Source organism: Aeromicrobium marinum DSM 15272 (assembly GCF_000160775.2).
GTDB lineage: Bacteria > Actinomycetota > Actinomycetes > Propionibacteriales > Nocardioidaceae > Aeromicrobium > Aeromicrobium marinum.
This window is the reverse complement of record NZ_CM001024.1, coordinates 3,013,196-3,035,429: the sequence shown is the minus strand read 5'-3', so window position 1 is coordinate 3,035,429 and position 22,234 is coordinate 3,013,196. Positions and strand designations below refer to the sequence as shown.

Genomic DNA, 22,234 nt, shown 5'->3' with positions numbered 1-22,234 from the left:
ACGAACCCCACCGGAGGAGGCCACGTGCGGTACCGAGCGACCTTCCACGGACGGGTCGTCGCCCTCGAGGGCCACGTCGCCTTCCACCCCGGATCGGTGCTGGTCGAGCCGGTCGAGGAGCACCGGTGACGCATGCTGGACCCGTGCAGGACGGATCAGCGGCCACCGACGCAGAGCGCGGCCGCGCCTTCACGCGGTACGTCGAGCCCGAGATCCCGGTGATGCTGCGGGTGGCGACGGGACTCACCGCGAACCGCGCCGACGCCGAGGACCTCGTGCAGGAGACGCTGATCCGGGCCTACCGCAGCATCGAACGGTTCGACGGCGCCCACCCCCGGGCCTGGCTGCTCACCATCCTGCGTCGGGCCCACCTGAACACCCACCGCCGGCGCCGGCCGGTGCCCGGCGACCCGCACGGCGACCTGGTGCACCACCGGCCGGCCTTCGGGGCGGCGACCGCCGCCGACCCGGCGGACGAGATCGCGGACGGCACCGTCGACGCCGACCTGGCCCGCGCCCTGGCGGGGCTCGACGCAAGGTTCCGCGACGTGGTCGTGATGGTCGACCTGCACCAGCTCAGCTACGCCGAGGCCGCGGAGGCACTCGGCGTCCCCGTGGGCACCGTCATGTCCCGGCTCAGCCGCGCCAGACGGCGCCTGCGCGACCAGCTCCCCCATCTCTCCCCCCGACGGAGGCCCTCGTGATCACCTCGCTGCGCCACATGGTCACGTGCCACTGGTCCGCGCGCCGGATCCAGCGGTACCTCGACGCCGACCCCTCGGCGCCGCTCGATCCGGCCGAGATCGACCGGCTGGAGGCCCACCTCGCCGTGTGCCGGCGGTGCACGGCGGCGCTAGACGACCTGCGCGGCATCCGGCTCGCCCTGCGACGGCTCGGCCACCGCGCCGCTCCGGACCCGGACAGCGTCGACCGGCTGGTGTCCTCGGCCCGCCGCATCGCCGACGAGGGGACGACCTCGTGACCACCCCGATCGACTGGGCCTCCGACGACCTGACGCCCCCGCCGTCCGGGCGGTGGGACCTCGTGGTGGTCGGCGGCGGCACCGCCGGGATCGTCGCGGCGAAGACCGCGGCCCGGTTCGGTGCCGACGTGCTGCTGGTCGAACGGCACCGCACCGGCGGCGACTGCCTGTGGACCGGCTGCGTGCCCAGCAAGTCCCTGCTGGCCCAGGCGCACGAGGGCGCGGACTTCGCCGCCGCGATGGCCCACGTGCACCGGGCGGTCGAGACCATCGAGCCGGTCGACTCCCCCGCCGACCTGCGCGCGCACGGCGTGCGGGTCTGGCACGGCACCGCCCGGTTCACCGGTCCAGGCTCGCTGGACCTCGACGGCACGACGGTCGGGTTCGTGCGGGCCGTCGTCGCCACGGGGTCGAGCCCCGTGGTCCCGCCGATCGACGGCCTCGACTCCGTCACCGTCCTGACCTCCGACACCGTGTGGGACCTCACCACCCGACCCGACCGGCTCCTCGTCGTCGGCGGCGGTCCGATCGGGTGCGAGCTGGGCCAGGCGATGCGGCGCCTCGGCGCCGACGTGACGATCGTCGAGGCGGGCGAGCGGATCCTGCCCCGCGAGGACGCCGACGCCGCCGAGATCATCACCGCGACGTTGCGGGCCGACGGCGTCCGGGTGCTGACGTCCACCTCGCTCGAGCGGGTCACCGACGGCCGGGCGCTGCTGTCGGACGGCCGGGAGGTCCCCGTGGACGCCGTGCTGATGGCGGTGGGCCGGCGGCCCGGCACCGCGGGGCTGGGCCTGGAGGCCGCCGGTGTCGCCACGACCGAGCACGGCCATGTGCAGGTGGACGACCGCCTCCGCACCACCAACCGCCGGGTCTGGGCCGCCGGTGACGTGTCCGGCCACCCCGCACTGACCCACGTGGCCGGCGTCCACGGCAGCACGGCTGCCACCAACGCCGTCCTGGGCCTGCGCCGCGCGGCCGAGACGACCGTGGTGCCTCGCGTCACCTACACCTCTCCGGAGGTCGCGGCCTTCGGCGAGGGCGGCACGCTCCGACCCGGCCTCCGCAGCCGGACGATCGACCACCACGAGGTGGACCGCGCCGTCACCGACGGGACGACGGCCGGCTTCAGCCGGCTCGTGCTCGACCGTCGCGGCCGGGTGGTGGGAGCCACCGTCGTCGGTCCCCGGGCCGGGGAGTCGCTCGCCGAGGTGCTGCTCGCGGCCCGCCACGGACTGAGGGCGCGCGACATCGCCGCCTCGATGCATCCGTACCCGACCCACGGCGACGGCGTCTGGAAGGCCGCCCTGGAGGACCTGCAGGACCAACTGGCGTCGGCCCGGGTGCAGCGCGTGATCGGGTGGGTCAGGCGACTTCGTCGCCGGTGGTCCTGAGCGGGTCCCGGGAGCGCACCCGCCGCTGGTGGGTCACCCCGATCACGGTGAGCACCACCAGACCGGCGATCGCGATGGCGAAGGGCCACGAACCGGGCTCGAACCCGAAGGCGCCGACCGCGACGTAGACCGCGGTGCCGGGGACGATGCCGACCGCGGTGGCGAGCACGTACGGGGCCAGCCGGATCGAGGTCAGGCCCAGCACGTAGTTCAGGCTGGTGAAGGGGATGACGGGGAGCAGGCGGGCCGCCAGCACCGCGGAGAAGCCCCGGCGTCCGATCTGCTCGTCGACGCGCCGCACGCGCTCGGCCGACAGCCCCCTGACCGAGTCGCGCCCCAGCCACCGCGCACCCAGGAACGCCAGGGTGGAGCCGACCGTCGCCCCGACCAGCACCGCCGCGAGCCCCGTCCAGAAGCCCAGCACCGCCCCGCCGACGATCGTGCAGACAGCCTTCGGCAGAGGCAGGAGCGTCGCGACCGCGTAGAACCCCACGAAGGCCGGCACGGCGACCCACCCGCGGTCGTCGAACCAGCCGCGCACCTCGTCCTCGGACGGGAACCCGACCTGCGTCTCGAGCACCACCAGCGAGGCCACGACCGCGACGAGCACGACGACCCGCAGCACGACGCCGCGCCGCGTCATCCCTCGCTCCTCGGGTAGGCCCGGGCGCGACCGGGGTCGATGGTCAGCTCGACGCGGTCACCGACGGGCACGTGCGTGCCGAGCGGCGCGTCGACGACCAGGACCTGGCCGTCGTCGGTCCGGGCATCGATCCGCAGGTGCGTGGCGGCGAACCGCACCCCCTCCACCCGGACGGGCAGGCCCCGCGACCCCGGTGGGGCGGTCCGCAACGCACCGGGGTGGACGGTGACGACCACGGGACCGTCGGTCGCCGGCGAGCCCACCACGGCCGGGTCGAGCCGGTGACCGGCGACCTCGACGACACCGTCGACGGCCCGACCGAGCAGCTCGTTGCCGGCGCCCAGGAACCGGGCGACGTCCAGCCGCCGCGGGTCGGTGAACACCGTCTCGGGCGTCCCCCGGGCTGCGACCCGTCCGTCGAGCATCACCACGAGGTGGTCGGCCACGTCGACGGCCTCGTCCAGGTCGTGGGTGACGAACAGGGTCGTGACACCGGAGTCGCGCAGCAGGGCGCGGACGAGGTCCCGCATCTCGGCCCGCAGGCCGGGGTCGAGCGCCGAGAACGGCTCGTCCAGGAGCAGGATCGACGGCCTCACCACCAGGGCACGGGCCAGGGCGACGCGCTGCTCCTGACCGCCGGACAGGGCCCGGGGCGCACGGCCCGCGAACCCGGACAGCCCCACCTGTTCGAGCGCCTCCTCGACCCGGCGGGCCGCGTCGGCGCGCGGGACGCGGCGCATGCGCAGGCCGAAGCCGACGTTCTGTCCCACGTCCAGGTGAGGGAACAGCAGCGCCTTCTGCGACACCAGGGTCACGGGGCGCCGCTCGGCCGGACGGCCGGTCAGGTCGACGCCGTCCGCGAGGATCCGTCCCTGGTCGGGCTGCTCGACGCCTGCCACGAGGTGCAGCGTCGTGCTCTTGCCGCACCCGGACGGCCCGACCAGCGCCGTGACCCCGCCGTCGACCTGCAGGTCGACGCCGTCCACCGCGACCGTGGCACCGAAGTGCTTCGTCAGGTCGTGCGTGACCAGGGACGCCGTCATGGCTGCATCATCGCCGGGCGGGCGAAACGGGACCGACGGGCCAGGAGCACCAGCCCGAGCAGGAGCAGCACCGGCGGGATCGCCACCACCAGCCCGAGGGCCGCCGAGGCGGTGGTGTCGGACGTGCCGATCGCCGAGAACAGCAGCAGGGTCAGCGTCGTCACCTGCCCGCCGCCCACCAGCAGCGTCAGCAGGTAGTCACCCCACGAGATGAGGAAGGTCAGCACGAACGTCGCCGCCACCGCGGGGGCCAGCGCGGGGACCGTGACGTGCACGGCGGTGCGCCACGGTCCGGCGCCGAGGGTGCGCGCCTGACGCTCCAGACCGGGGTCGAACCCGGCGAACGACGCCGCCAGGAGGGCCACCGCGTACGGGACGGTCAGGACCAGCTGCACGAGCACGACGCCGAGCCACGAGTCGGCGAGGCCGGAGCGGATCACGAACACCTGGAGCCCGAGCACGACGGCCAGGCCCGGCACCAGCACGGGCAGCACGAGCAGGCCGATCAGCAGGCGCCGCCCGGGGAACCGGTGCAGGCCGAGGACCCGACCTGCGCCGAAGCCGATGCCGCACGACAGGGTCGCGACGGCCGTGGACACCGTGACCGAGGTGAGCAGGGCCGCGAGGGTCTCGCCGCGGAGGGCGATCGCGATGCCGCGGCTGCTCGGCCCGGTGGGCAGCAGGTCCGGGTAGGGCCAGGACGACCCCCCGGCCCACAGGGCGAGCGGGACGAGCGGGACGAGCAGGCCGAGGACCGCCGCACCCAGCACGAGCCGCCTCATCGCCGCACCCTCGCCACGGACCGCAGCAGCACCACCACGGCGACCGCGGTGGCCGCGGTCAGCACGGTCAGCACCACGGCCGAGGCCATCGCCTCCGGACGCGCCGACAGGTCGGTGTCGGTGAACGACCGGTAGGTCACCACCGACAGCGGCGCCGGGAACGACTGGCCGAGCAGCACCGGCACCTCGTACGACCCGAGCGTGAAGGCCACCAGCAGCACGCCGGCCGCGGCGACCGGACGGACCAGCAGGGGCAGGGTCACCCGTCGCAGCCGCTGCCACCGGCCGGCTCCCAGCGTGCGGGCGGCGACCTCGAGGTCGTGCACCCGCGGGGTGAGGGCCGCCAGCGCGACGAGAGCGACGAACGGGGTCTCACGCCACACGTACTCGGCGACGATGCCCCAGCCGAACCCGTCCTGCACCAGCAGCGGGAAGGCTGCCGGTTCGTCGACCAGGCCCAGGGCCGCTGCCGCGCGGGACACCAGACCGCTCGGGGCGAGCAGCAGGGCGATGCACAACGCCCCGACCAGGTGCGGCACGGCGAGGATCGACTGCAGCAGGACCGTGAACCGCCGCCGCCCGGCCGCGAGACGGCGGACCCCGAGCGCCAGCGCCACCCCCAGGACCAGCGAGAGGGCCGTCGCCAACAGGCTGATCCGGAGCGTCAGCGGCAGCGAGGCGCGGACCGCAGGATCGGCAGCGACCGCCCGGTACGCGTCCAGGCTCCAGGTCGGGTCCCCGACCAGCGGCTGCCGGCCGAGGCTCTGCAGCGTCGCGGTCGCGAGCCCGCCGACCACGAACACCCCGACCACGGCAACGGCCGGCAGCAGCAGGAGTCCCCGCCGCACCACCGTCGCCCCGGTCGAGGTGCCCGTCAGGCTCACTGCTGCTGCACCAGGGCGGTCCAGTCGGACTCGATGCGGGTGAGGTACCCCGCGGCGAGCTCGGGCAGCAGGCCGGCGGTCAGCTCGTCGAGGTCGAGCGTCGACCGGCCCGTCTCCACCGCGTCGAACTCCGCCCTCAGGTCCGCGGGCAGCCGGTCGAGGTCGATGGCCGGGTACGTGCCGTTCGCCCGGTACAGCGCCAGCTGGACCTCGGGGTCGAGCAGGACGTCGGCCAGGACCAGGGCGGCGGCCCGGTTGGCGGCGTTGGCCGGGATCGTCACGAAGCTGACGTTCCCGATGTTGCCGGGCACTGGGGCGGCCTGCCGGGTCGAGGCCGGGAAGATGCCGTCGGCGACGCGGGCGCCCACCGCACCGGGCCCGTAGGTGAAGTACGCACTGATCTCCCCCGAGGCGAAGAGGTTCTCCACGTCCTCCTGGCGGTTGGGATAGGAGTCGCCGCCGCGCCAGAGGCTCGGCTCGAGGTCGTTCAACCGGTCCCAGAAGTCGTCGGTCGCCGCGGCGTAGGCGTCCTCGTCGAACGCGCCCGCGAGGTCGTCCGGCCCGCCGATCTGCCCGTAGAGGAGGGTGCGGACCACCATGGAGCCGGTGAAGTCCGGCGGGGCCGGGTAGGCGAACCGCCCAGGGTTGGCCTCGACCCAGGCCAGCAGGGAGTCGACCGACTCCACGTCCGCCGGCCCGAGGTCGTCGGCGTCGTAGACCAGCGCCGAGCTGGCCTGCTGCCACGGCGACTCGCACCCGTCGACCGGGACACCGAAGTCGGTCGTGATCGCCGGGTCGCCGGCGTCGACGAACTGCGCGTTGGGCAGGTCCCCGGCCCATCCGCACGACCACAGGTCGGCCTGCACACCGGTCGCGAAGTTCTCGCCGTTGATCCAGATGGCGTCCACCGCGCCGCCGGACGTCCGCCCGGCCTGCTGCTCGCCCAGGACCCGTGCGACCGCGTCGGCCGTGTCGGCGATGCGGACCTGGTTGAGCGTGACGCCGAGCTCGGCCAGACGCGGGGCGACCTCGTCGGCGACGAACGTGTTCAGCACGTCGTCACCGCCGAACATGTGCCAGTTGACGCTCTGGCCGTCGGCCTCGGCGAGCACGGCGTCCCAGTCGGCGGCGTCGACCGGGTCGGCTGGCTCGTCGGCGGACCCGCAGGCCGACAGGCCCAGTGCGGTGGCGGCGGCGAGGGCGACCAGACGGGTGCGGCGGGGCGGTCGGCGACGGTTCATGGAGCTCCTGGTGGGGGATCGGTCAGGGACGGGGACGGAGGAGACGGACGGCGTCGGCGACCCGCTGCAGGGCGGTCACGGCGACGGCCGCGGTGAAGATCCACAGCAGCGCCTCGGCCCAGGCCGGCACCAGCAGCAGGACGGAGTACAGCAGGACGGTCTCGGTGCCCTCGGCGATGCCGCCGCTGAACCGCAACGACCGTTCGTCGGTGTGCTCGGCGGCGCGACGGCGTTCCAGGATCGACGACAGGGCCAGGAAGGCGACAGCGGAGACGTAGTACGCGGTCAGGACGGCCACGGCGGCGAGCCGAGCGTCGGGCACGGCGATCGCGACGGCCAGCACGATGCCCGCGTAGATGCTGAAGTCGGCGACCACGTCGAGGAATCCACCGAGGTCGGTCGCGCCCCGCCGACGGGCGACCGCACCGTCGAGACCGTCGAGCACCCGGTTGGTCCACCACAGGACCAGCGCCAGCGGCCAGGCCTCGACCACGATCGCCGCGCACGCACCCAGCCCGGCCAACCACCCGGCGGCGGTCAGCGCCGTGGCGGGCACGCCCGCGGCGGCGAGCCGAGCGGCCGCCGGTGCCAGCAGCGGCGTGGTGAGGCGCCGGGCGGCGGTGTCGAGCATGGCGGCCGGCCTCCTGGTCGGTTCGTGGCGGGTGCACGGGTCGGACGAAGAACCCGGCGGAGCGGCACCACATTCCCACGGATGCTCCGCCGGCACCGGCCACCGGCGGATCAGGCGCGGTGGGACCGGATCCAGCGACGGTCGATCCAGCGCTTCAGCCGCAGGGCGCTCGTGCCGCACCACCACCAGCGCCCGCGCACCGCGAGCCCGGTCCCTGCCCCGAGATCCAGGATCGCGAGGGCATGTCGCTGCGGCTCGTACACCGGGAGCGCAGCGCCCCGGCTGCGGGCGACCAGGCTGCACAGCAGCACGGGGCCCTGCCGCACGCCGTGCACGCCGATCCGCGGCAACGGGGCCGGGAGGAAGTGGGCGCAGTCCCCGACCGCATGGATCTCCGGGTGGTCCGGGTGCTGCAGGGTGGCCCGCACCGGCACGCCGTGTCGGTCGCCGAGGCCGACGTCGGCCAGCAGGCCCGGTGCCGCCAGCCCCGTCGCGAGCAGGGCGAGGTCGTGGGGCAGCGTCGTCCCGTCGGCACGGACCACGGCACGCTCGGCGACCTCGTGGACCTGCCACCCCGTCAGGACCTGCACCCCCCGCGCCGCGAGCAACCGCTGCAGACGGCGGCGGGCGCCGGCGGGCAGGTCGGGTCCGATCCGCTCGCCGGCCTCGACCAGGTGCACCGACCCGACGTCCGGATGCACCGCGAGGTGGGCCGCGAGCTCGAGTCCGCTCGCGCCACCGCCGACTACGGTGACGTCGGCCGGGCGCCCGACCCTCCGGATCCTCGGGTCGAGGTCGGCCAGGCCGGACAGGGGCTTGACCGTCAGCGTCGACGGGTGCACCGTCATGCCGCTCGGAGCCACGACGCTGCCCACGTTCAACGACAGCACGTCGTAGGTGAGCTCGGTGCCGTCCGACGTCGTCGCGGTGCGACGGGCGGTGTCGAGACCGACCAGCGTCGCCACGGTGTGGTCGACCCCCGCTCGTGCTGCCAGACCACACACGTCGGTGCGGCCCTCCTCGACGGACAGGCCGCCGGCCGCGGTCGCGGAGGCGACCCCGCTGTAGTCGAACGTCGCCGGGGCCAGCAGCCGCACCCGGTACCCGGCGGCTACGAGCTCGCCGGCGTGGCGCAGCAGGTGCAGGTGGCCGTGACCGGCTCCCACCAGCAGCAGGTCCGTGCGCGGCAGGGTCACGCCCGCAGCCTAGGCAACGGATCCTCACCTAGGCTCGCTCGCATGGACCGTCCCGATGAGTTCACCGGCTTCCCCGTCGAGGCGCTCGACTTCTACGACGACCTCGAGATGGACAACACCAAGGGGTTCTGGGAGGCCCACCGCTCCACCTACGACACCGCCGTGGCCGCCCCGATGAAGGCGCTCACGGCAGCCCTGGCCACCGAGTTCGGCCAGGCCAAGATCTTCCGCCCGTACCGCGACGTGCGGTTCGCGAAGGACAAGACGCCCTACAAGACCCACCAGGGTGCGTTCGTCGCGAAGGGCCCGTCGACCGGCTACTACGTGCAGGTGGGCGCCCCCGGCGTCCGCGTGGGGGTCGGGTTCTACGAGGCCTCACCGGCCCGGCTCGCCAGCCTGCGGGAGGCGATGGTCGAGCAGCGACGAGGGGCCGAGCTCGAGGACGTGCTGGCCACGCTCACCGGGGCGGGGTGGGAGCTCGGCGGCGACCGGCTGAAGACCGCTCCCCGCGGCTACGATGTCGACCACCCGCGGATCGAGCTGTTGCGGCACCGCTCGATGACGCTCGGCCGGTCCTACGGGTTCGACCCGGTCATCCACACCCCCGAGCTGGTCGAGCGGGTGCGGGCCGACTGGCGCGAGGCCACGCCGTTCGTCGAGTGGGTCCTGCGGTACGCCCGCGGCTGACCCCTGAGGTTTCCCAGGAAATCCCAGAAAACTGTCACCGTTGACAGGTTGCAACAGGGGTGAGGTGTCAGTTTTCTGGGATTTCCTGGGAAACTGCGACGTGGTGGGGCGGTGGCGGGGATCGGTGGGCAGGGCAGACTGGGGCGATGACCGTCCCCACCCCGTTCTGGCGCTCGATCGAGTCGCTCCACCACTTCATCTACCTCGTCCCCGAGACCGGCACGCACTACGCGCCGCTGGGCCTCAAGGGCACGTGGATGGGCTACTTCGCGTCGCGGGCGGCGCCGATGGGTGCGGCCTCCCCCGAGCTGGTCACGGCGACGTTCCACGGGTTCGCACCGTCGCGGGTGCACCGCGCGATCCCCGACGCGTGGGCGCTGGCGTCGCCCGAGCAGATCCACGCCTCGCGGCTCGACCTGGCCCGCGAGGTGCTCGGCCGGGTGACCACCGACGAGCACACCGCCCCGCTGGCCGACACCCTCGCCACGATCGCCGCCGGGCTCGACCTGGCCGGCAAGCCCCTGGCGGCGGCCCACGCGTCGCTGACCCCTCCGGCCGACGGCATCGCCCGGTTCTGGCTCGCCGGGTCGGTCATCCGGGAGTTCCGCGGCGACTGCCACATCGCGCTGCTCGTCGGCCACGGGCTGGGCGGGGTCGACGCCAACGTGCTCAACGTGGCTGCCGGGCGCACCTTCCCCCAGCAGCAGGCCCTGCGCGGCTGGACCGACGAGGAGTGGGCGGCCGGCGTCGAGCGCCTGCGGGCCCGCGGGTGGTTGGACGCGGACGGTGCCATCACCACCGAGGGCACCGCCTTCCGTGACGAGCTGGAGGACGCCACCGACCGGGCCTGCCTGGCCGCGATGAGCGACGAGGCCGTCGAGGCGGCCGTCGACATCACCGACGCCCTGCGGGACATCGGCCGCGACCTCCGGGCCGCACTCGCCGGCTGAACCCGACGGGCGCTGCTCAGGCCGGCTCGACCAGGCCGCGGCGGAGCAGGTCGTCCAGGAACCGGACGACGTCGGGCCGGCACCGGTCGACCTCCACGTCGTACTCCTCGGCCAGTCTGGACGCCAGGGTCTGGACGTCCGACGCCTGCTCGAGGTAGCCCCAGATGCTGGCAGCGGTCCCCCGCAGGCCGTAGTACTCCCCCTGCTCCAGGCCCATCATCACCAGCTCACCGTCCATGTCGACGGCGTTGACGCCGGCCCGCCGGGCGTAGGCCACGGCGGGATCGACCCGGGTCATCGCCGGACGTCCTCGGGGGTCCGCAGACCGCGGGTGCCCGCGATGTCGGCCAGGATCGCATCGGCCGTGGCGGCGGCGGTCATCGTGGCGGCCGGCCGGACGACCCGCACGATGCGGGCCCGGGCGGCCAGGTCGGCGCACTGCCGGAGGTGCTGCCACTCGTCCGCCGGGTCGACCAGCAGCTCACCGCGGTACGTGTGGGTCCGGAGCGCCTCGTAGGCGGCCATGCCGGTCACCTCGGACAGCTCCAGGGACGGCCGGTCGTGGGTCTCGAGCACATAGACGAATTCTGCCGCGAGCGGCGCGATCCCGCTCCGTGACAACGGGACGTGGAACTTGTCGTGCCCGTCGGTGATGCGCTCGAACCCCGCCGTGTCCAGACCCAGGTCCTGCAGCGCGTCGGCCCACAGCTTGATGCGGGGATAGCCCGGCGCCGCGACACCGGCCGCGTCGATCGGTACGACGTCGTCGGACAGCACCGGCAGGCCGCGACGGTCGAGCTCGGCGGCCAGCGTCGACTTGCCGGCACCGGAGTGGCCGACCACGATCGCCGCCGACGCACCGCAGTCGAAGGCGTTGCCGTGCAGCACCAGGTGGCCGCGCTGCCGCAGGATCGCGCCCAACATCGTGCCCAGCACGAAAATGCGCACGTCGCCGTCGGACACCCCGGGCTCGCGCTCCACCACGACCGTCGACCCGTCCCTCGCCACGAACCGGCCGGTGCCCGGCGCCTCCAGCCACACCTCGCCGCGGTGCCACCACAACCCGGGGACCGCCCGGACGGCAGCAGCAGGCCGGGCCTCCACCGGACGCTCGCGGACGGTCACGTCCGCCGTGGCCCCCGGTCCGGCCCCCTCGAGGTCGGGCAACGGGATCGAGCTATCGACCGTGATCCCGAAGCAGCTGTACATCGGCACGGGGCGACCTCCTCCCCGCGCGACCCGGGACCCACGAGAACGACCCGACCGGGACGAAGCCGGCCCCGCGGCCACCGGCGACCCTCACGTCCCCCGCCTCGACCCACACGTGGGCCAGCAGGGCACCGGCGGTGTCTCTGCGCACCCCGAACACCAGGGTGTGGGGGACACGCGCCGGGACCAGCATCAGTCGGGCGGCGATCGCCTGCGGGTAGCAGTCGGCACGCCACGGACTGGACCTCACGGCCCGCGCGATCGCCCCGGCGACTCGCCGGGCCCGTTCCGGTCTCGCCGTCGACGGAGCCCCGCCCCCGTCGTCGCCCAGGCCGTCCTCACCGAGCAGTCGGCGGACCAAGCCGAACGGCAGCAGCGCGATGGCCACCCGCGCGAGGGCGAGCAGGACCCATGCCACGACCGCGAGCGGTCCGGCGACCAGGGCCGACCGGACGCGCCTCACCCGAAACCCGGTCGCCGGGCCGTGCTCCACTGACTACCCCCGGAGGTCGATGGACCGCACCGCCCGGCAACCGGGACCCATCAGCTGCCGATACCGATGCCGATACCGATGTCGATGCCGACGCCGCGGGTCTCCGCGATGTCGAGCGTCTCCAGTACCGGGGCGGTGTAGGCCGTGCGAGTGGTGGATTCCATTCGGTTCTCCTCCGGGTGGGTGTTGCCCGTTAGAACGACGCCGGAGGGCGACGGGTTACGTCCGTCACCGTGAAATCCTGCTGAAACACCGGCACGCGGGCCCACCGGTTCACCGGGTCGACACCCGCGGGGCTGCGTACGCTGTCGGCGTGCACCCCAGCCCCCAGGCCAGCCGGACCGTCCGCGCGTGGACGCGCGCGGCGCTGGCGGTCGAGGCGGGTGGGGACCCGCGAGGGGCGGTCGGGACCCACGATCCGACGAGGGACCTGCTCGCGGCCATCACCCGCCACCGGGTCGCCGAGGTGCTCCGGCCGCACGGCGCGACCCTGGGCCTGCCGTCGCCGGTGCTCGAGGCACTCGACGAGGCACACCGGCGCACCGCGAGGGTGCTGGGCGTGCGCCTGCTCGAGCTGCACCGGGTGGCCGCGGCACTCGACGCGGCCGACATCCCCTGGCTGCTGGTCAAGGGACCGGCCCTGGCCGTCCAGACCACCGGCGACCCGGGTGGCCGGGGCGCCGGTGACCTGGACGTGTGGGTCGCGCCCGAGTCCGTGGCCCGGACCGTCGCCCTGCTGCTCGACCACGGCTGGACACCCCGACCCCCGGCGATCGTGCCCGGCTCCTGGGCCTGGCGACACCTGTTGTCCGCCGGGTACGAGGTGACGTTGGACGGCCGCGCCAGCACCATCGATCTGCACTGGCGCCTCGACGCGACCCACGACGGGCTCCCGACCTTCGACGAGGCGTGGGCCGGGCGCGTGCAGGTCGACGTCGGCGGTCTCGCGGTCGACACCGTCGCGGTCGACCTGGCCTTTCGGCACAGCTGCCACCACGCCGCCAAGGACGGCCACCGCTGGCTCCGGAGCCTGGTCGACGTGCACCGGCTGGCCCGCCTCGAGCCGACCTGGGCGCGACACCGCCCCGGTCGCGTCGAGCTGACCACGCTCCGCGCCACCGACGAGGCGCTGGGGCTGCCCGCGCAGGTCCCGGCCGCCGTCGTGGAGCTGGTCGGGCGGGTGCCCGCCCGCGTGGCGTCCCGGTCGCTCGCGGCGCAGGACCGGCCCGCCAGCGGCAGCGGTTCGGCCCCGGGCGTGGAGCTGGCCCGGCTGACCCGCCACCGCCTGACGGCCAGTCGCAGCGCCGCCGACCTCCGCCACACCGCGACCGCCGTCGTGGTCCCCCTGACCATGGTGGCCGGACTGCCCGACTGGTCGGTGCGCACCGCGCTTCCCCGAGCACTGTGGCGCCGCGCCAGGCACCTGGTGGCCCGGTGCCTCCCGGGCCGGGCCCGATGACGGCCCGGTCCCGGGCGTACCTGTCGCTCATGTCGTCGACCGCGGGCCGGGGTGCCGTGGCCGGGCTCCTGTCGCTGCAGGTCGTGGTCGCCCTCATGGAGGGCCTGGGGCTGACCTTGCTGGTGCCGGTCATGCAGTCGCTCGGCGGGGACGACGAGCTCCGCCTGCCCGGGACCGACGCGACCCTGACCCTCCCGGTCGCCTTCGCCCTGGTGCTGCTGGTGGTCGTGGTCAGGTCGCTCGCCCAGTGGCGGGTCGCGGTGGTGTCCGTGCAGATCCGCCTCGCGACCGTCGACGCCCTGCGCCTGCGCCTGTTCGACGGCCTGCTCGCCGCCGAGTGGACGTACGTCGCCGGTCAGCGGCGCAGCCACGTCGTCCAGCGGCTCACCACGGAGGTCGAGCGCGCCCAGACCGCCCTGGTCATGCTCCTGCGCATCCTCGTCGCCGTGCCGATCCTGGCCGCCACCGTCGGCGTGGCCGTCCTGCTCTCACCGCTCATCGGCGGGCTCGCCGCCGTCGGCCTGCTGCTCGCCACGGCGGCCACGAGGCGTTCGGTCCGGTCCGCCACCCGGCTCGGCCAGGAGATGAGTCGGGGCGTCGCCGACCTCGGGGCCGCCGTCACGGACTCCCTCGCCTCGGTCCGGCTGACGCGGGCGCACGATGCCGGACGGGCGTGGACCGACCTGGTCGAGGCCGAGGCGAGCCGTGTCCGGGGGATCCGCACCTCGTTCGTGCGACGCACCTCGGCGGTCGTGGCCGGGCTGGCGGTCGGGGTCGTCTTCGCGGTCATGGTCCTGGTGGTGGTGGGCCGACAGGCCGGCCTCCCGTTCGCGGAGCTCGCGGTGCTCGTCGTCGTCGCGTCGCGCATCCTCGCGACGGCCCAGGGCCTGTTGGGAGCGGTCCAGGTGTTCGCGAACGAGGCGCCCGCCCTCGACCAGCTCTCGGACTTCGAGCGAGAGATCGAGCAGCACCGCCAGACCGGATCCGTACCGGGCCGACCGCAGGAGCCCGCCGGGCCGCAGGAGCCCCTGGTCGCGCTGCGCGGCGTGACGGTGCGGTACGCCACCGACGGGCCGACCGTCCTGGACGACGTCGACCTGCAGGTCCCCCACCGCGGGCTCGTGACCGTCTGGGGGCCCAGCGGCGGGGGCAAGAGCACCCTGCTCGACGTGGTCCTGGGACTCGTGCCGCCCGAGACCGGGCAGGTCCTGGTCGACGGCTCGCCCCTCGTCGACCTGTCGTCCTGGCGGGCCCGGGTCGGCTACGTGCCGCAGCAGACCGTGCTGGTGCCCGGCACGGTCCGGCAGAACCTCACCTGGTCGCTGCAGCCCGGTCGCGAGGTGGCCGACGAGGACCTCTGGGCGGCGTTGCGGACCGCCTGCGTCGACACGGTGGTGGAGTCGCTGCCGGCCGGTCTCGACACCCCCCTGCGGGAGATCGCCGGGCTGTCCGGCGGCGAGCAGCAGCGGCTGTGCATCGCCCGCGCACTGGTGCGGGACCCCGAGCTGCTGGTCCTCGACGAGGCGACCAGCGCCCTCGACACCGGTACCGAGGAGCGCGTCCTGGGTCAGCTCCTCGACGGGTCCCGCGCCGTCCTGCTGGTGACGCACCGGCCCGCGGAACGCGCGAGGGCCGACGTGGTGGCCCACCTCGCCGATGGCATGCTGACGGTCGGTCCCGACACGGGCCGCAGCTGACCGGCGGCACACCCGCCCGACCCGAGGAGTGCCATGCCGGCCGTCACCCCACCGTCGTCCGCCGCCCGGGACGAGGCCGCGACCAGGCTGGCAGGACTGGCGACCCCGGCCGGCGCCCTGGGCCGGCTCGGCGACCTGGCCGTGTGGGTCGCAGCGACCCAGGGCCGGGTGCCGCCGGAACCGGTCGAGCGGGTCCGCGCCGTGATCTTCGCCGGCGACCACGGGGTGGCCGACCACGGGGTGTCGGCCTACCCCAAGGCCGTCACCCCCGCCATGGTGCGCACCTTCCTGACCGGGCGGGCCGGGGTGTCCGTGCTGGCCGCCCAGCACGCGGTGACCGTGCGCGTGCTGGACCTGGGGGTCGACGACGACCTGGAGGGGGTGCCGGCCGACGTCCAGCGGCACAAGGTCCGCCGCGGCAGCGGCGCGATCCACCTCGAGGACGCGCTGACGACCGACGAGACCCTCGCCGCGATCGCCGCCGGACGGTCGGTCGCCGCCGACGAGATCGCCGCCGGCGCCCAGCTGCTGATCAGCGGCGACATGGGGATCGGCAACACCACCCCTGCTGCGGCCCTCGTCGCCGCGTCGCTCGGCCTCACCGCCGAGGCGGTGACCGGGCGTGGCACCGGCATCGGCGACGCGGCGCTCGACCACAAGACCGCCGTCGTGCGGCAGGCCCTGGCCCGGGCCGGCGAGCGGGTCGCCGACCCCGTCGACACCCTCACCTCGCTCGGCAGCGCCGACATCGCCGCGTCGGCCGGCTTCCTCGCCGGAGCGGCCGAGGCCGGCGTCCCCGTCCTGCTCGACGGGGTGGTGGCGGTCGCCGCGGCCCTGCTCGCCGACCGGCTGGCCCCGGGCGCGGCCGCCTGGTTCGCGGCCGGTCACCGGTCGCCCGAGCCGGCCCAGGGACTGGCCCTGGCGTCGATGGGGCTGCAGCCGCTGCTCGATCTCGGCCTGCGGCTGGGGGAGGGCAGCGGGGCGCTGGCCGCCGTTCCGCTGGTGCGGTCGGCCGCACTGCTGCTCGCCGACACCGCGCTGCTCAGCGAGATCCTCTGACGGCGGTCCGCTCAGTCGCGACCCCCCGGGGCGATCCGCGGGAGGCCGGCCGGCGCACCGGTCGTCGCCAGGTCCAGCAGGGCATCGACGTCGAGGTGCTCCTCGGCGAGGTCGGCCAGCAGGTCGAGCCGGGCCTCCCGGTGCTGCTCGAACGACGCCGTGGCGGGTGCCAGGTCGATACCGGCGGCGCGGGCCGCCTCCGTCAACAGGTCCCGCCGGGCGGTGTCGTCCTCCAGACAGCCATGCCACATCGTCCCCGCGACGGCCCCCGCCCGGGCGCCGCCCGGGTGGTCCTCGGTCCCCGGGCCGCGGGTGACGCGGCCGTGGTGGATCTCGTACCCGGGGCCGTGCAGGCGGAGCACCTTGTCGACCGTGAACTCGGTCGTCACGTCCAGCAGCCCGAGCCCCTCGACCCGCGCTCCGGGCTCGCCCTCCACCCCGTGCGGGTCGGCGATGCTGCGACCCAGCATCTGCATCCCCCCGCAGATGCCCAGCACCGACCGGCCCGCCGCGGCGTGCCGGACGATCGCCCGGTCGAGCCCACGCGAGCGCAGCCACGCCAGGTCGTCGATGGTCGCCCGGGTGCCGGGCAGGACCACGAGGTCGGCCGGGTCGAGGTGGCGCGGCTCGGAGGCGAACACGACGTCGACGCCCGGCTCGATCCCGAGGGCGTCGACGTCGGTGAAGTTGCTGATGCGCGGCAGCCGCACGACCGCGACCCTCAGGGCCGCCCCGGCGTCGCCGGACCGGCGGCCGTCGAGGTCCAGGGCGTCCTCGGAGTCCAGCCACAGGCCGGAGTCCCACGGCAGGACGCCCGCGAACGGACGTCCGGTCAGCGCCGTGATCCGGTCGAGGGCGGGCCCGAGCAACGACGGGTCGCCGCGGAACTTGTTCAGCACGAAGGCCGACACCAGGTCCTGGTCGGCGCCGTCGAGCAGCGCGAGGGTGCCGTGCAGCGCGGCGAACACGCCGCCGCGGTCGATGTCGCCGACGACGACCACCGGCAGGTCACCGTGCCGGGCCAGGCCCATGTTCACGAAGTCGTGCTCGCGCAGGTTGATCTCGGTCGGCGACCCCGCCCCCTCGGCCACCACCACGTCGTACCGGCCCCGCAGGTCGTCGAAGGCGGCGAACGCGGCGGTGGCGAGCCGGCCGCGACCGCCCAGGAAGTCGGCGGACGACAACGAGCCGGCGGGGCGCCCCATGACGACCACGTGGCTGCGCCGGTCACCCCCCGGCTTGAGCAGCACGGGGTTCATCGCGGCCTCCGGCTCGGCCCGGGCGGCCCGGGCCTGCACCCACTGCGCCCGCCCGATCTCGGCCCCGTCGGCGGTGACCATCGAGTCGTTCGACATGTTCTGCGCCTTGAACGGCGCGACCCTGACGCCGCGACGGGCGAAGGCGCGGCACAGCGCGGTCGTCACGACGCTCTTGCCGGCGTCGGACGTGGTGCCGGCGACCAGCAGACCGGTCATGTGCGCCGGGGAGCGTTCAACCAGGGCGCCAGCAGGCGGGTGATCCACGGCAGCGCGAGGTAGGTCATGATCGGCGTCATCGCGAGCACGCTGACCAGCACGCGCAGCACCAGCGGCACTCCGTCGAGGAAGGTCGAGGTGGTGGCGTTGGCGGCGATGCTGAGCGGGAAGAACACGCAGAAGATCGCGCACATCTGCTTCCAGCGCGGGGGCGGTGCCGGCGCGGGTCGCAGGTCCGCGACGTCGACGCTGGTCGGCTCGTCGAACCAGCCCTCGATGCCGGTGCGCTGCTCGTGGCGCGCCTCCTCCACGAACCCCTGGGCGGACTCCAGCCACCAGCGGCGCTGCTCGGAGGAGTCCCAGGCCTGCAGCGACGCCGCGTCGGCGAACCGGTAGAGCATGTGCCACTCGGTGGAGCCCGGAGCGGGCCGCACCCACCCCGATCCGAGGAAGCCGTCGAAGCGCTCGGACAGCTGGGTGCCGGCGCGCAGCCACGCGAGCATCTGGTCCTCGTGGCCGGGGTCGACGTGCCGGGTGATGGAGACGGTGACGGGTCCGGTCATGCCGTCAGCGTAGGACCGGGGCGGCCGGGAGGTAACGGGCGCGGCGGGCGGCGCGGCGCAGGGTCGCGAGGACGGCCGGCCCGAGCACCGCGATCAGGACCGCGTTGGTGATCGCCCGCCCGGTGTCCCAGCCCCAGGTCGACGTGACCAGGTTGTAGACCACGAACCGTCGCAGGTTCTCCAGCACCGGGTCGCCGGGCACCATCTGCGCCCCGCCGTCGGTGCCGGGCACCGCGATGCCCAGGGTGAACGGCCACGACGACAGGTTCATCAGGAACCCGAACACGTACGACACCAGCACCCCGAAGACGACCAGCAGGACGATCTCCGCCCGTCCTGTGACCCGGCGGGGCAGCAGGCCGGCGAGCATGCCGATCCACGCCGCGCACATCATCTGGAACGGCAGCCACGGCCCCACGCCCGAGGTCAGCAACGCCGAGGCGAACAGGCTCGTGCAGCCCAGCACGAACCCGAATCCGGGTCCGAACACCCGGCCCGACAGCACCAGCAGGAAGAAGACCGTCTCGATCCCTGCCGTGCCGGCGCCCAGGGGCCGCAGCGCCGCGTTGATCGCGGTGAGCACGCCGAGCATCGCGAGGGCCTTGGAGTCCATGCCGCCCTCGGTCAGCTCGACGACGACCACCATGACGACGACCGGCAGGATCGCCATGAAGATGAACGGCTGGTCGAAGCGTTCCTGACCCGGGGCCGGCTGCATGAACAGCGGCCAGAGGAACATCACGAGCCCCGCCAGCGAGGCCAGGGCCAGCACCACGGCGGAGCGACGCGTGACCGGTACCGCCCGCGGGAGTGCGGGAACGGGTCGGGGCGCGGACGGTCGGAGGCCTGGCAGCAGGGTCATGCGAGGGCCGCCTGCACGTCGGCGACGGTCAGCCACTGCGGACCCAGCACCTTGCTCATCTGCGGCGCGAAGGCCGGCGACTCGGCCAGCACGCCCGCGACGGGACCGGACGACACGACGTCCGCGTCGGCCATCACCACGACCGAGTGCGCCACGGTCGCCACGAACTCGACGTCGTGGGTCGACACCACGACACCGCGACCGTCGGCGGCGAGCTCCTGCAGGATCGCGGTCAGGGCCGCCTTGCCCGCGTAGTCGAGACCGCGGGTGGGCTCGTCGAGCGCGATCACCTGGGGTCGGGCGGTCAGCACGATGGCGAGGACCAGCGACAGCCGCTGACCCTCGGAGAGGTCACGGGGGTGCTGGGCGCCCTCGATGCCGGGGGCCAGCCGGTCCAGCAGGGCACGGCAGGCACCCGCCTCGGCACCCGCCTGACGGTCCGCGGCCCCGCACTCGGCGTCGACGGACTCCAGGTAGAGCAGGTCGGCGGCGGTCTGCGGCACGAGGCCGACGAGCCGGCGGGCCCGGTCGGCCGACACCGTGCCGGGGTCGACACCGCCCACGGACACCTGACCGCCGTGCCGCTTGCCGGCCCCCTGGATCGCCCACAGCAGGGACGACTTGCCGGACCCGTTGCGGCCCATGACCGCGACGATCTCGCCCGCGCCGACCGCCAGGTCGACCTCGCGCACGGCGACGGTCGACCCGTACAGCACGCTCATGCCGCTCGCCGAGAGCGCGGAGGTGCGGACCGGGTCGACCCGCGGCTCGGGAGCGTTCAGCTGCGGGGTCAGCTCGCGCACCCGGCGCCGGGCCTCGCGCACCGACAACGGCAGCGGGGTCCATCCGACCAGCCGGCCGAGCTCGACCAACGGCGGCGCCACCGGGGCGTCGACCAGCAGGTCGGCGGGAGCGCCGTCGCGGACCCGGCCGTCCTCGACCAGCACCAGGCGGTCGGCGAACGGGATGACCCGCTCCATCCGGTGCTCGGCGACGACGACGGTGAGACCGACGTCGTCGACCAGGCGCGCGATGGTGGCGAGCACGTCCTCGGCCGCCGTGGCGTCCAGCGCCGAGGTGGGTTCGTCGAGCACGAGCACCCGCGGATGCATCGTGAGCACCGAGCCGATGGCCACCCGCTGCTGCTGGCCGCCGGAGAGGGTGCGGAGCGGGCGGCGGCGCAGCGCCGCGATGCCGAGCAGGTCGAGCGTCTCCTCGACCCGCCGGCGCATGGTCTGGGCGTCGAGACCGAGCTGCTCCATGCCGTAGGCCAGCTCGTCCTCGACCACGTCGCTGACGAATCCCGCCAGCGGGTCCTGCGCGACGTAGCCCACGAGGTGGGCCAGCTCGCGCGGCGGCCGGCCCACGACGGACGCGCCGTCGATGCGGACGTCACCGGCGAGGGTGCCGCCGCTGAAGTGCGGCACCAGTCCGTTCAACAGACCCAGCAGCGTCGACTTGCCCGACCCGGTCCGGCCCGCGACCAGCACCAGTTCGCCCTCGGGCACGTGCAGGTCGACGTCGCGCAGGGTCGGCGCGGTGGCTCCGTCGTAGGCGAAGGTCACCTGCTCCAGGCTGATCATCGGACCACCTCGGGCTCTCGTTCCGGCTCGGCGGACAACGCCTTCGCCGGCTCGGGGGTGATCAGCGCCGGCAGCGCGGCCACGAGCACCGCGAGCACCGCGACGACCGGCACGGTGGGGACCGAGGTCAGGCCGGGGAAGACGCCGTACGGGTCGAGATCCACCGCACGGTCGACCCCCACCGCCGCGGCGATGCCGGCGAGGGCGGTGCCGATCTCGGCACGGCGCCACCGGTCGGGCCGGTAGCGGGTCCGCTGCACGCGCTGCCCGGCCGACCACAGGGCGAGCCCGGCCAGCACGACCCCGGCCGCCAGCATCGGACCGGCCAGGTACCGGGGGGCCGTCCCGTCGAGGTAGGCGTAGGCGCCGATGCAGAGCCCGAACAGCCCCAGCAGCATCAGCACGCCGGTGCGCAGCCGCTCATGTGCGGTGGCGTCGCCGCTGCGGCCGTAGCCGCGCGCGTCCATGCCGGCCGCCAGGGTGAGCGACCGTTCGAGCGCGTCCTCGAGCACCGGGACGACGATCCGACGCAGGGCCCCGACGCCCTTGCCGGGGTCGCCCCGCAGCTTGCGGGCCCGGTGCACCCGCTGCACGCTCTCGGCCAGCTGGGGGAACACCGACAGCGCGACGACGATCGCGGTCCCGACCTCGTACAGCGCCGGCGGGACCGACTTCAGCAGTCGCTTCGGGTTGGCCAGGGCGTTGGCGGCGCCCACGCAGATGACCATCGCGGCCAGCCGGAGACCGTCGTACAGCGCGCCCAGCAGCTCAGGGAGCGTGAACGGGCCCAGCAGCTCGATGCCACGGGCGGCTTCGGGCAGCGGCACGCTCGGCAGCGTGAACAGCACGACGTCGTCGGGCATGCCCCCGCCACCGAGCACGATCCGGTAGAGGACCCGGATGACGACGATGAAGAGGCCGAAGTACACGTAGAAGCGGAACGACAGCGCCCACGGCGCGTCGGACCGACGGGCCATGACGGTGAGGGCCGCCACCGCGATGATCAGCAGCAGCAGGAACGGGTTGAGGGTGAACGAGGCCGCAGCCGCGAGCCCGAGCGCCCAGATCCACCAGGCTCCCGGGTGCAGGTCACGCGGCAGCGGCCTCGTCGTCATGCCTGCTCGACGGCCCGTCGTCGGTGCACGACCACGGCGGCACCGCCCAGACCGGCGACCGCCACCAGCGCGACGACCAGCCCCAGCGGGCTCCCGCCGTCGCCGTCGGTCGTCGCCGACGTCGCCGTGGTGCGGGCGTCGGACTCCTGCGAGTCACGGGTGTCCGGGGTCGCGGTGGACTCCGCTCCCGGCTCGTCGGCGGCGCCCTCCTCCACCGGCTCGTCGCCGGGCTCCTCCGAGGGATCGGCCGACGGTGCCGTCGGTGCGCCGGGCGCAGCAGGGGCGG

Annotated in this window: 24 protein-coding genes; 8 read left to right on the top strand and 16 right to left on the bottom strand. The window is 74.6% G+C overall.

The genetic code is table 11. The annotated features are described in order from the left end of the window. Positions 1 to 143: 143 nt before the first annotated feature. The 3 genes from HMPREF0063_RS15235 to HMPREF0063_RS15225 are packed head-to-tail and all read left to right on the top strand — an operon-like array spanning position 144 to position 2,376. Positions 144 to 704 carry an RNA polymerase sigma factor gene (locus tag HMPREF0063_RS15235; RefSeq protein WP_040320339.1) on the top strand — a complete coding sequence of 187 codons (561 nt, stop codon included), beginning with the start codon at positions 144 to 146 and terminating at the stop codon, positions 702 to 704. Next, on the top strand, positions 701 to 982 hold the full coding sequence (locus tag HMPREF0063_RS15230) for an anti-sigma factor family protein (protein WP_007079597.1): 282 nt from the start codon (positions 701 to 703) through the stop codon (positions 980 to 982). Before HMPREF0063_RS15235 ends, HMPREF0063_RS15230 begins: the two co-directional genes overlap by 4 nt. Further along, a complete protein-coding gene (locus HMPREF0063_RS15225; RefSeq protein ID WP_007079596.1) occupies positions 979 to 2,376 on the top strand; it encodes a dihydrolipoyl dehydrogenase family protein in 1,398 nt (465 codons plus the stop codon). Before HMPREF0063_RS15230 ends, HMPREF0063_RS15225 begins: the two co-directional genes overlap by 4 nt. Here HMPREF0063_RS15225 and HMPREF0063_RS15220 read toward each other — a convergent pair. From HMPREF0063_RS15220 to HMPREF0063_RS16045, 7 genes are all read right to left on the bottom strand, one after another. Beyond that, positions 2,348 to 3,019: a TVP38/TMEM64 family protein gene (locus tag HMPREF0063_RS15220; RefSeq protein WP_007079595.1), complete on the bottom strand. Its 672-nt coding sequence runs from the start codon at positions 3,017 to 3,019 to the stop codon at positions 2,348 to 2,350. The two genes, HMPREF0063_RS15225 and HMPREF0063_RS15220, sit on opposite strands and share 29 nt — an antisense overlap. After that, on the bottom strand, positions 3,016 to 4,062 hold the full coding sequence (locus HMPREF0063_RS15215; RefSeq protein WP_007079594.1) for an ABC transporter ATP-binding protein: 1,047 nt from the start codon (positions 4,060 to 4,062) through the stop codon (positions 3,016 to 3,018). The genes HMPREF0063_RS15220 and HMPREF0063_RS15215 overlap by 4 nt, the downstream gene beginning before the upstream one ends. After that, positions 4,059 to 4,844, bottom strand: coding sequence for an ABC transporter permease (locus HMPREF0063_RS15210; protein ID WP_007079593.1), 786 nt, complete (start codon positions 4,842 to 4,844; stop codon positions 4,059 to 4,061). Before HMPREF0063_RS15210 ends, HMPREF0063_RS15215 begins: the two co-directional genes overlap by 4 nt. Then, positions 4,841 to 5,728 (bottom strand): ABC transporter permease, encoded by an 888-nt coding sequence (locus HMPREF0063_RS15205; protein ID WP_007079592.1) that lies wholly within the window; start codon positions 5,726 to 5,728, stop codon positions 4,841 to 4,843. The genes HMPREF0063_RS15210 and HMPREF0063_RS15205 overlap by 4 nt, the downstream gene beginning before the upstream one ends. Further along, the gene (locus tag HMPREF0063_RS15200; protein WP_007079591.1) at positions 5,725 to 6,969 is read right to left on the bottom strand and encodes an ABC transporter substrate-binding protein; all 1,245 of its coding nucleotides are present in this window, start codon (positions 6,967 to 6,969) and stop codon (positions 5,725 to 5,727) included. Before HMPREF0063_RS15200 ends, HMPREF0063_RS15205 begins: the two co-directional genes overlap by 4 nt. 22 nt (positions 6,970 to 6,991) lie before the next feature. Continuing rightward, on the bottom strand, positions 6,992 to 7,600 hold the full coding sequence (locus HMPREF0063_RS15195) for a CDP-alcohol phosphatidyltransferase family protein (RefSeq protein ID WP_007079590.1): 609 nt from the start codon (positions 7,598 to 7,600) through the stop codon (positions 6,992 to 6,994). Between the two features lie 110 nt (positions 7,601 to 7,710). Beyond that, on the bottom strand, positions 7,711 to 8,796 hold the full coding sequence (locus HMPREF0063_RS16045) for an NAD(P)/FAD-dependent oxidoreductase (protein ID WP_007079589.1): 1,086 nt from the start codon (positions 8,794 to 8,796) through the stop codon (positions 7,711 to 7,713). A gap of 42 nt (positions 8,797 to 8,838) precedes the next feature. Here HMPREF0063_RS16045 and HMPREF0063_RS15185 point away from each other — a divergent pair, with 42 nt between their 5' ends. Together HMPREF0063_RS15185 and HMPREF0063_RS15180 are read left to right on the top strand one after the other, a co-directional pair. Continuing rightward, positions 8,839 to 9,483 carry a DUF2461 domain-containing protein gene (locus HMPREF0063_RS15185; RefSeq protein WP_007079588.1) on the top strand — a complete coding sequence of 215 codons (645 nt, stop codon included), beginning with the start codon at positions 8,839 to 8,841 and terminating at the stop codon, positions 9,481 to 9,483. A 146-nt stretch (positions 9,484 to 9,629) separates the two neighbouring features. Next, positions 9,630 to 10,433 (top strand): SCO6745 family protein, encoded by an 804-nt coding sequence (locus tag HMPREF0063_RS15180; protein WP_007079587.1) that lies wholly within the window; start codon positions 9,630 to 9,632, stop codon positions 10,431 to 10,433. A gap of 16 nt (positions 10,434 to 10,449) precedes the next feature. Here the strand turns inward: HMPREF0063_RS15180 and HMPREF0063_RS15175 are convergent, their stop codons facing one another. The 3 genes from HMPREF0063_RS15175 to HMPREF0063_RS15165 are packed head-to-tail and all read right to left on the bottom strand — an operon-like array spanning position 10,450 to position 12,105. After that, on the bottom strand, positions 10,450 to 10,731 hold the full coding sequence (locus tag HMPREF0063_RS15175) for a PqqD family peptide modification chaperone (protein WP_007079586.1): 282 nt from the start codon (positions 10,729 to 10,731) through the stop codon (positions 10,450 to 10,452). Further along, positions 10,728 to 11,648 (bottom strand): hypothetical protein, encoded by a 921-nt coding sequence (locus HMPREF0063_RS15170; protein ID WP_040320338.1) that lies wholly within the window; start codon positions 11,646 to 11,648, stop codon positions 10,728 to 10,730. The genes HMPREF0063_RS15175 and HMPREF0063_RS15170 overlap by 4 nt, the downstream gene beginning before the upstream one ends. Further along, the gene (locus HMPREF0063_RS15165; protein ID WP_050760982.1) at positions 11,611 to 12,105 is read right to left on the bottom strand and encodes a lasso peptide biosynthesis B2 protein; all 495 of its coding nucleotides are present in this window, start codon (positions 12,103 to 12,105) and stop codon (positions 11,611 to 11,613) included. The genes HMPREF0063_RS15170 and HMPREF0063_RS15165 overlap by 38 nt, the downstream gene beginning before the upstream one ends. Positions 12,106 to 12,448: 343 nt before the next feature. On the opposite strand from HMPREF0063_RS15165, the gene HMPREF0063_RS15160 reads away from it, so the two are divergent. The 3 genes from HMPREF0063_RS15160 to cobT are packed head-to-tail and all read left to right on the top strand — an operon-like array spanning position 12,449 to position 16,350. Then, entirely contained in the window at positions 12,449 to 13,594 is a 1,146-nt protein-coding gene (locus tag HMPREF0063_RS15160) for a nucleotidyltransferase family protein (RefSeq protein ID WP_007079583.1), read from the top strand. A gap of 29 nt (positions 13,595 to 13,623) precedes the next feature. Continuing rightward, positions 13,624 to 15,291 carry an ATP-binding cassette domain-containing protein gene (locus tag HMPREF0063_RS16040; protein ID WP_169309999.1) on the top strand — a complete coding sequence of 556 codons (1,668 nt, stop codon included), beginning with the start codon at positions 13,624 to 13,626 and terminating at the stop codon, positions 15,289 to 15,291. Positions 15,292 to 15,324: 33 nt separating this feature from the next. Continuing rightward, positions 15,325 to 16,350, top strand: a complete 1,026-nt coding sequence (gene cobT / locus HMPREF0063_RS15150; protein ID WP_007079581.1) for a nicotinate-nucleotide--dimethylbenzimidazole phosphoribosyltransferase — start codon at positions 15,325 to 15,327, stop codon at positions 16,348 to 16,350. Between the two features lie 11 nt (positions 16,351 to 16,361). On the opposite strand, the gene HMPREF0063_RS15145 is transcribed toward cobT, so the two are convergent. The 6 genes from HMPREF0063_RS15145 to HMPREF0063_RS15120 all read right to left on the bottom strand — a co-directional run. Next, positions 16,362 to 17,825: a cobyric acid synthase gene (locus tag HMPREF0063_RS15145; protein ID WP_007079580.1), complete on the bottom strand. Its 1,464-nt coding sequence runs from the start codon at positions 17,823 to 17,825 to the stop codon at positions 16,362 to 16,364. Next, positions 17,822 to 18,388, bottom strand: coding sequence for an antibiotic biosynthesis monooxygenase (locus tag HMPREF0063_RS15140; protein WP_007079579.1), 567 nt, complete (start codon positions 18,386 to 18,388; stop codon positions 17,822 to 17,824). Before HMPREF0063_RS15140 ends, HMPREF0063_RS15145 begins: the two co-directional genes overlap by 4 nt. 4 nt (positions 18,389 to 18,392) lie before the next feature. After that, positions 18,393 to 19,250, bottom strand: a complete 858-nt coding sequence (locus HMPREF0063_RS15135) for an ECF transporter S component family protein (RefSeq protein ID WP_050760980.1) — start codon at positions 19,248 to 19,250, stop codon at positions 18,393 to 18,395. Next, a complete protein-coding gene (locus HMPREF0063_RS15130; RefSeq protein ID WP_007079577.1) occupies positions 19,247 to 20,833 on the bottom strand; it encodes an ABC transporter ATP-binding protein in 1,587 nt (528 codons plus the stop codon). The genes HMPREF0063_RS15135 and HMPREF0063_RS15130 overlap by 4 nt, the downstream gene beginning before the upstream one ends. Next, the gene (locus HMPREF0063_RS15125; RefSeq protein WP_007079576.1) at positions 20,830 to 21,948 is read right to left on the bottom strand and encodes an energy-coupling factor transporter transmembrane component T; all 1,119 of its coding nucleotides are present in this window, start codon (positions 21,946 to 21,948) and stop codon (positions 20,830 to 20,832) included. Before HMPREF0063_RS15125 ends, HMPREF0063_RS15130 begins: the two co-directional genes overlap by 4 nt. Continuing rightward, positions 21,945 to 22,234, bottom strand: a 290-nt coding sequence (locus HMPREF0063_RS15120) for a hypothetical protein (RefSeq protein ID WP_007079575.1), incomplete at its 5' end; no start/stop codon positions are given. The genes HMPREF0063_RS15125 and HMPREF0063_RS15120, both read right to left, overlap by 4 nt.